Source organism: Mycobacterium sp. 1245499.0, assembly GCF_001673615.1.
Taxonomy (GTDB): domain Bacteria; phylum Actinomycetota; class Actinomycetes; order Mycobacteriales; family Mycobacteriaceae; genus Mycobacterium; species Mycobacterium europaeum_A.
Genome location: NZ_LZMG01000006.1, coordinates 1 through 7,628, shown reverse-complemented (window position 1 = coordinate 7,628; position 7,628 = coordinate 1). Strand labels below are relative to the sequence as shown.

Annotated in this window: 8 protein-coding genes; 2 read left to right on the top strand and 6 right to left on the bottom strand. The window is 71.7% G+C overall.

The genetic code is table 11. From position 1 onward, the window contains the following. Positions 1-1,645 (top strand): ATP-binding cassette domain-containing protein (locus A5646_RS00155; protein ID WP_156749180.1); only part of this gene is annotated, 1,645 nt, incomplete at its 5' end. A 19-nt stretch (positions 1,646-1,664) separates the two neighbouring features. Here the strand turns inward: A5646_RS00155 and A5646_RS00150 are convergent. From A5646_RS00150 to A5646_RS00125, 6 genes are all read right to left on the bottom strand, one after another. Next, positions 1,665-2,228: a pentapeptide repeat-containing protein gene (locus A5646_RS00150; protein WP_066881811.1), complete on the bottom strand. Its 564-nt coding sequence runs from the start codon at positions 2,226-2,228 to the stop codon at positions 1,665-1,667. Further along, positions 2,225-2,812: an ATP/GTP-binding protein gene (locus A5646_RS00145; RefSeq protein ID WP_066872187.1), complete on the bottom strand. Its 588-nt coding sequence runs from the start codon at positions 2,810-2,812 to the stop codon at positions 2,225-2,227. The genes A5646_RS00150 and A5646_RS00145 overlap by 4 nt, the downstream gene beginning before the upstream one ends. Continuing rightward, the gene (locus tag A5646_RS00140; protein WP_066872185.1) at positions 2,793-3,167 is read right to left on the bottom strand and encodes a DUF742 domain-containing protein; all 375 of its coding nucleotides are present in this window, start codon (positions 3,165-3,167) and stop codon (positions 2,793-2,795) included. The genes A5646_RS00145 and A5646_RS00140 overlap by 20 nt, the downstream gene beginning before the upstream one ends. Positions 3,168-3,173: 6 nt before the next feature. Then, positions 3,174-3,584 (bottom strand): roadblock/LC7 domain-containing protein, encoded by a 411-nt coding sequence (locus tag A5646_RS00135; RefSeq protein WP_066881809.1) that lies wholly within the window; start codon positions 3,582-3,584, stop codon positions 3,174-3,176. Then, positions 3,584-6,433: an ATP-binding protein gene (locus A5646_RS00130; protein WP_067018937.1), complete on the bottom strand. Its 2,850-nt coding sequence runs from the start codon at positions 6,431-6,433 to the stop codon at positions 3,584-3,586. The genes A5646_RS00135 and A5646_RS00130 overlap by 1 nt, the downstream gene beginning before the upstream one ends. 249 nt (positions 6,434-6,682) lie before the next feature. After that, a complete protein-coding gene (locus A5646_RS00125; protein WP_067018934.1) occupies positions 6,683-7,288 on the bottom strand; it encodes a bifunctional 2-polyprenyl-6-hydroxyphenol methylase/3-demethylubiquinol 3-O-methyltransferase UbiG in 606 nt (201 codons plus the stop codon). 18 nt (positions 7,289-7,306) lie between these two features. Between A5646_RS00125 and A5646_RS00120 the strand changes: the two genes are divergently transcribed. Then, a partial coding sequence (locus A5646_RS00120; protein ID WP_067018930.1) for a tRNA (cytidine(34)-2'-O)-methyltransferase occupies positions 7,307-7,628 on the top strand: 322 nt, incomplete at its 3' end.

The following is a 7,628-nucleotide window of genomic DNA, read 5'->3' as shown; positions in this document are numbered from 1 at the left end:
GGAGGTGCGCGAGGTCAACTTCGGCGTCGACGGCAAGAACCTGCTGGAGCGGATCTCCCTGGTCGCGCGGCCGGGCACGCTCACCGCGCTGATCGGCGGGTCGGGCGCGGGCAAGACCACCCTGTCGCGGCTGATCGCCGGGTACGCCACCCCGTCGTCGGGAACGGTCACCTTCGAGGGCCACGACATCCACACCGAATACGCGTCGCTGCGCACCAGGATCGGCATGGTCCCGCAGGACGACGTCGTGCACCGCCAGCTCACCGTCAGCCAGGCGCTCGGCTACGCCGCCGAGCTGCGCCTGCCGCCCGACACCAGCAAGGCCGACCGCGAACAGGTCGTCGCCCAGGTGCTCGACGAGCTGGGCCTGACCGAGCACGCGGACACCCGGGTCGACAACCTGTCCGGGGGCCAGCGCAAACGCGCCTCGGTCGCGCTGGAACTGCTGACCGGTCCGTCGCTGCTGATCCTCGACGAGCCGACCTCCGGGCTGGATCCGGCCCTGGATCTACAGGTCATGACCATGCTGCGACAGCTCGCCGACGCCGGCCGCGTCGTGCTGGTGGTCACCCACTCGCTGACCTACCTCGACGTCTGCGACCAGGTGCTGCTGATGGCGCCCGGCGGCAAGACGGCGTACCTGGGCCCGCCCGGCCAGATCGGCGCGGCCATGGGCACCACCAACTGGGCGCACATCTTCGCCAAGGTGGGCGCCGATCCCGACGAGGCCAACCGCCGCTTCCTCGCGCAGAACAGGCCGCCGCCGCCCACCCGGACCGAGGCGCCGGCCGAACTGGGCACCCCGGCGCACACCAGCAAGCCCCACCAGTTCTCCACGATCGCCCGCCGCCAGGTCCGGCTGGTGGTCGCCGACCGGGCCTACTTCGCCTTCCTGGCGGTGCTGCCGTTCGTGATGGGCGCGCTGTCGTTGACGGTCCCCGGCAGCGTCGGGTTCGGCTACGCCGATCCGGTCAGCGAGTCGGCCGGCGAGGCGGGGATGATCCTGACCCTGCTCACCATGGCGGCGGCGTTCATGGGCACCGCGCTGACCATCCGCGACCTGATCGGCGAGCGGCCGATCTTCCGGCGCGAACAGGCGGTCGGCCTGTCCAGCACGGCGTACCTGCTGGCCAAGGTCGCGGTGTTCTGCACGTTCGCGGTCATCCAGGCGGCCATCGCCACGGCGATCGTGGTGCTGGGCAAGGGCCCGCCGACGCGGCCGGCGGTGCTGCTGGGGCATTCCAGTTTCGCGGCCACGCTCGAGCTGTTCGCCGGGGTCGCGGCGACGTGCGTGGCGTCGGCCATGCTGGGCCTGCTGCTCTCGGCGCTGGCGCGCTCCCATGAGCAGATCATGCCGCTGCTGGTGGTGTCGCTGATGATGCAGATGGTGCTCTCCGGCGGCATGGTGCCGGTCACCCACCGGATCTTCCTCGATCAGCTGTCCTGGCTGGTGCCCTCGCGGTGGGGGTACGCGGCGCAGGGGTCGACGGTCGACCTGTGGACGGTGTCACCCGGCCCGCAGAGCCCGCGGGACAGCCACTTCCAGCACACGCCGGCGGCCTGGCTGTTCGACATGGCCATGCTCGCGGTGCTCACGGTCGGCTACGCCGCGCTGGTGCGGTGGCGCATCCGGCTCACCCGCTGAGCGATCAGCCGCTGATGGCTCAGCCGTCGAGCCCCGCGTCCAGCCGCAGCCCGTGGGCGAGCGCGAAGGCCACGGCCTGGTCCACGTCGACGCGGGCGCCGGCTAGCGCGGCCGTCGTCCACAACGCGGGATCCACGGCCGCCCCGCGCAGGTCGGCGTCGTCCAATCGGGCGCCGGCGGTGCGCGCGCCCCCCAGGTCCGCGCCGCGCAGCACCGCCTTGCGCAGGTCGGCCTCCACCAGGCCGGCCTCGCGCAGCCGGCAGCCGCTCAGGTCGACGCCGCGCAGGTCGATGCCGCCGAGCACGGCCAGCGTGAAGTCCACCTCGTCGAACGTGATCGGCCGCAGCCGGCACTCGACGAACACCGACCCGAGCATCGAACACTGGGAAAAGGTGCTGTGCCACAACGACGTCCGGCGGAACGTGCAGTTGCGAAACGCCGAGCCGCGGTGCTGCGACTCGGCCAGGTTGGCACCGCTGAAGTTGCACTCGGTGAACACCACCCGCTCGGTCCGCAACCGGCTGAGGTCGTCGTCAGTGAAGTCGTGGCCCTCGAATTCTCGGTCGACCCACGGGGCGGTCAATTGGCCGACAGGCTGGCCAGGGCGTATTCGCTGACCGCGATCAGGGCATCGGTCGCCGACCGGCGATCCCTGGCGTCGACGGTGATCACCGGGATATGCGGCGGCAGGGTCAGCGCCTCGCGCACCTCGGCGACCGGGTAGCGGGGAGCGCCGTCGAACTCGTTGACCGCGACCAGAAACGGCAGGTTGCGGTGCTCGAAGAAGTCGACTGCGGCGAAGCTGTCCTGCAGGCGCCGGCAGTCGACCAGCACGACCGCGCCGATCGCGCCGCGCACCAGGTCGTCCCACATGAACCAGAAGCGGCGCTGCCCCGGCGTGCCGAACAGGTAGAGCACCAGGTCTTCGGCCAGGGTGATCCGCCCGAAATCCATCGCGACGGTGGTGGTCCGCTTGTCCGGGGTGGCCTCCAGCGCGTCGACGCCGGCCGAGGCGTCGGTGAGCATCGCCTCGGTGCGCAGCGGCATGATCTCCGACACCGCCCCGACGAAGGTGGTCTTGCCGGCCCCGAACCCGCCGGCGATCACGATCTTCGTCGACGCGTGGGCGCCGGAGTCGGGCTGCACCTCAGAGTGCGCGTAAGCCACGCAGTGTCCTTCCTATGAGTTCGGAGCGCTCATCCCTGCTCGAGCGCTCGGACAACGTCTTGTGCACCCGAAGGTAGCCGGACAGCACCAGATCTCCGACCAGGACGCGCGCGACGCCGAGCGGAAGGTCCAGGCGGGCCGAGATTTCGGCGACCGACGGGTGCTCGACGCACAGTTGGATGATTCTGCCTCTCGCGTCGTTGGGCGGCCACCGGTGCGCCAGCCCGGCCTGCAGCGCCTGAATCGGCGCTTCGAGGGGAAGGTCGACGTTGGTGTCGGTCCGTCCCGACGTCAGGGTGTACGGGCGGACCAGGTTCCCCTTACGGTGCGCCGGCCAGGTCTCGGGGGTGTCCATCGCGGGTCACGAGACGCTGGACCGGCGGGTCGACTGCACCACGCCGCCCACCCGTTCGACGAGGAGGGCCATCTCGTAGCCGATCTGACCGATGTCGCACGACGTCACGGCCAGCGTCGCCAGGTGCGAGCCGTCCCCGACCCGCATCAGCAACAGGTAGCCGTTCTGCATCTCGACCACCGACTGCAGCACCTGGCCGCCGTCGAACAGCTGCGCGGCACCGGTGGCGAGGCTGGCCAGCCCGGAGGCCACCGCGGCCAGCTGGTCGGCGCGTTCCCGCGGCAGGTGCTCGCTGGCGGCGATGGGCAGCCCGTCGACGGACACCAGCAGCGCGTGGGCGACGCCGGGGACCTCGCGGGCGAACCTGGTCACCAGCCAGTCCAGGGACCCGCTGTCGAATTTGTCGGGGGAACTCATTATTGGTCGGATCCTTGATCGGTGTCGCGGGCGTGCGAGCGTCCGGTGCGCACGCCGTCGAAATGGTTACTGAACGAGGCGCGAACCGCCTCGGGGTCGCGGGTGACGGCCGCGTGCTGGGGCTCCCGGTGCGACGGGGATCGGCCGCTGCGCTGCTGGTCGGGCTCGGCCGGTTCGCCCGCTGCGCCGCCGTTGGCGCCGCCGGGCACCAGCCGGGCGCCCGGGGTGCGCACCGGCAGGCCGTGGTCGGTGGTGTGCGCTTCGACGGGCTTGTCCTCGGCCGCCGCCGCCAGTGTCCAGCCCCGGTCCCAGACCGACTGCCAATCCAGGTCGGGGCTGTTGACCAGGTCGTGCGGGTCGCCCAGCATCTCCGAGAGCATCCGCCGGTAGATGACGTCGTCGTCGGCCGGGGTCGCCGACGTTTTCGGCGCCGACGGGATGGACGCGACCGGGGCGGGCCGCGCCGGCTGGTCCTGCCGGGGCTGCGTGCGGCCGTCGGCCTCCCGGGACCGGGCCGCGAAGAAGGCCGAGGTGTCCGACGCCGCCCGGGCCGGCGCGGGTTCGGGCGCCGGTGTCGGCTGGGGCGCCGATGCGGGCTTGGGCTCGGGTGTGGGCTTGGGCTCCGGCGCGGGCGCCGCCTTGGGGGCACTCTCCCACCAGGGGGTCGCCAGCTCGCGGCGCTGGCGGCGGGGCAGCTGCTCGGCGGGCGGCGCGGGGACTTCGGTGATGCCGCTGGAACCCGGGTTGCGGCGCGGCAGCAACGTGACCGACGGCCCGGACGCGTCCGGGGCGCTGCGCGCCGCCGGCTCGAGGGAGCCGTCGGGCCGCCCGGCGTCGTCGGCGGGCGCGGCGGTCGCGCTGGCCAGCTTGGCGCTCGGCGAGGAGACCCCCCGGATGTGGCGCGGCGCGGCCGACTCGGCGACGGCCGACCCGGCCAGCACCGTCGGCGGCAGGTAGATCTCGGCGGTGGTGCCGGAGCCCGACTCGTTGGCCGCCGGGCCGCGCAGGCCGACCCGGATGCCGTGCCGGGCCGCGATCCGGCCGACCACGAACAGACCCATGTGCCGGGCGTTGTCGGGGCTGACGTCGCCCCCGGCCTGCAGCCGCATGTTGGCCATCCGCCGGTCGGTGTCGTTCATCCCCAGACCGGAGTCGGCGATCCGCACCACGACGCCGCCTTGCGGATCCGAGCCGCCGCGCGAGGCCGAGATCCGCGCCGAGCTGGTCGGCGGCGAGTAGCGCAGCGCGTTGTCGATCAGCTCGGCTAACAGGTGGATGGCGCCGCCGGCGGCCGCGCCGATCAGTGAGCACTCGGGCAGCCCGGCGACTTCGACGCGGCGGTAATCCTCGACCTCGGAGACCGCGGCGTTGATCACCGTGGCCAGCGGCACCGGGTCGCGCTGGTCGCGGGCCAATTGCGCGCCGGCCAGCACCAGCAGGTTGGCGCTGTTGCGGCGCAGCCGCGCCGCCAGATGGTCGAGGCGGAACAGGCTGTCCAGGCGGTCGGGGTTGTCCTCGTTGCGTTCCAGCCGGTCGATGAGCGCCAGCTGCTGGTCCACCAGCGAGCGGCTGCGCCGCGACATGGTCTCGAACATGTCGTTGACCAGCAGCCGCAACCGCGCCTCGTCACCGGCCAGCAGCAGGGCCTGGGTGTGCAGCTCGTCGACCGCGTGCGCGACCTGGCCGATCTCCTCGGTGGTGTAGACCGGTAGCGGGGTCGGAATCGGTTCGGGCCCACCGGCTTTCAACCGGGCGATCTCCTCCTCGAGATCGGTGTGGGCGACTTTGAGCGCGCCGTCGCGCAGGATGCGCAGCGGCCGCACCAGCGCCCGCGCGACCAGCAGCACGACCGCCAACGCGATCACGATCGCGGCCAGCACCAGGACGGTGTCGGTGATCGCGGCCGAGCGGCGCTCGGCGGCCTGGGCGTGCACCGACTTGGTCACCGACGCGGTCGCGTTCTTGATGACCTGGTCGGCGATGTCGTCGGTGGTCTGGATCGAACGCAGCAGGTCGGCGTTGTCGACCAGCACGCTGGCCGGATCGGACATGATCGCCATCCGGCTCACCATCTGCTGTTGCAGGGTCTTGGCCTCCGGCGACCCGGCCCCCAGCACCTCGCTCATCCCGAACAGGGTCGAGGGTTCGGTGCCCGCCAGGGTGGTCATCGAGGTCCGCAGCTGCGGCTCGGGCAGTTCGGCCCCGCGGGTGACCAGGATTTTCTGCATCGTCATCTGGCCGCGGGCGCCCACCGCCCGGCTCAGGCCCTGCGCCTGGGCGCGGATCTTCTCGTCGTCGACGCGCACCGAGGCGTTGATGACGTCCTCGGCGGTCAACAGGATCGGCGCGTAGAGGGTGACCCGCTCCCGCAAACCGAGGGCGGGGTCGGCCGCCTTGTTGACCAGCATCTGCCCGCCGTCGAGCAGGTTGGTCACCCCGGAACGGACGTCGGAGTTGACGTCGGTGTCGTCCAGCCTGGATTGCAGTTCGCCCTTGCGCGCCTCGTAGTTCTTCTTGGCGCCGTCGACGTCGCGCCCGGTGGAGCCGGCCAGCAGCGCGACGTCGAGCGCGGACATGTATTTGGTGATGACCGGGACGACGTCGGCGCGGGTGGCGGCCAGCCGCAGGCCGGCCGCGTTGGCCATGGCGGCATTGATGCGCAGCACCCCGAAGACCGTCGCCAATGTCAGCGGGACCAGCACGATCGCCAGCACCTTCCAGCCGACCGGCCAGTTGGTCAGCGACCAGGACGGCGGGCGCTTGGCCGGCGCCGCGTCCGCCCCGCCCACCGGCGCGGGCTGGGCGACTTCCGCCTCGGCCGGGTTGGTCGGGCGGGTGAACATGGTCATGTCATCGCGGCCGCACTACCGGCCGCTGCGCTGACGCTGAGCGCTGAAAGAAACGAGAGGCTCATGAAACTTCCTGCTTTATTTCGCCCGCCCCGCGCCAGATAGGCGTGTGCGTGTAGGTGTGGCAATCCGACGAGTATGACAGCCCGCGGCGCGGGCCACCAGAATCGTTACTGAGCAGACAGGTCCCTCCAAGGTGGCGGCGCGCCCGCGCGGCCACCCCTGGCAAACACCGCCGAGCGCGCAATCCTAGGCGGGACGAAGCAGCGCGACCAGGAAATCGGAGTCGTCGCGCAACGGCCGCATGTCCCAGGTGGACAGCAGCAGATCGGGCGCGAAGCCCGCGTCGACCGCGTCGTTGAGGAACACGTCGAACTCGTAATCGCGGCCGGCGCCGAAGCCGATCGCCGCGCGGCCGTCGTCGGCGACGTGGGCGCGGAGCCGGCTCAGCACCTGGATGCGGGTGCTGGGCGCCAGGAACGCCATGACGTTGCCGGCGGAGACGATGACGTCGAACGGTTCGGCGATGCCGCGCGACGGCAGGTCCAGCTCGGCCAGGTCGCCGACCAGCCAGCGCGGCCCGGGGTAGTCCTGTTCGGCAGCCTCGATCAGCGCCGGGTCGACGTCCACACCGACCACCCGGTGGCCGACCGTGGCCAGATATCCGCCCAGCCGGCCGGGCCCGCAGCCGGCGTCCAGGATGTGGGCGCCGCGCGGCGCCATCGCGTCCACGAAGCGGGCCTCGCCGGCCAGGTCGTCGCCGGCGCGGGTCATCGCGCGGAAACGTTCGATGTACCACTGCGAATGGCCGGGATCGGCAGCGACCTTCTGCATCCAGATGCTCTGCTCGACCATGCGACCATTATCCCCGTTGTGTTCAAGCTGATGTTTCTGGCGCCGCGGATCCCGCCCAATACCGGCAACGCCATCCGGACGGCGGCGGCGACGGGCTGCGAATTGCATCTGGTCGAGCCGATGGGGTTCGACCTGTCCGAACCCAAGCTGCGGCGGGCCGGGCTGGACTACCACGACCTGGCGTCGGTCACGGTGCACGCGTCACTGGCGGATGCCTGGGCGGTGCTGTCACCGCAGCGGGTGTTCGCCTTCACCGCGCACGCGCCCACCTCGTTCGCCGACGTGCGCTACCGGGCCGGCGACGTGTTGATGTTCGGTCCCGAACCCACCGGGCTGGACG

Coding starts and splice junctions, on each gene's coding strand:
- A5646_RS00140 (WP_066872185.1), bottom strand. CDS start 3,167: ATGGACACCCCCGAGACCTGGCCGGCGCACCGTAAGGGGAACCTGGTC.
- A5646_RS00130 (WP_067018937.1), bottom strand. CDS start 6,433: ATGACCATGTTCACCCGCCCGACCAACCCGGCCGAGGCGGAAGTCGCC.
- A5646_RS00135 (WP_066881809.1), bottom strand. CDS start 3,584: ATGAGTTCCCCCGACAAATTCGACAGCGGGTCCCTGGACTGGCTGGTG.
- A5646_RS00125 (WP_067018934.1), bottom strand. CDS start 7,288: ATGGTCGAGCAGAGCATCTGGATGCAGAAGGTCGCTGCCGATCCCGGC.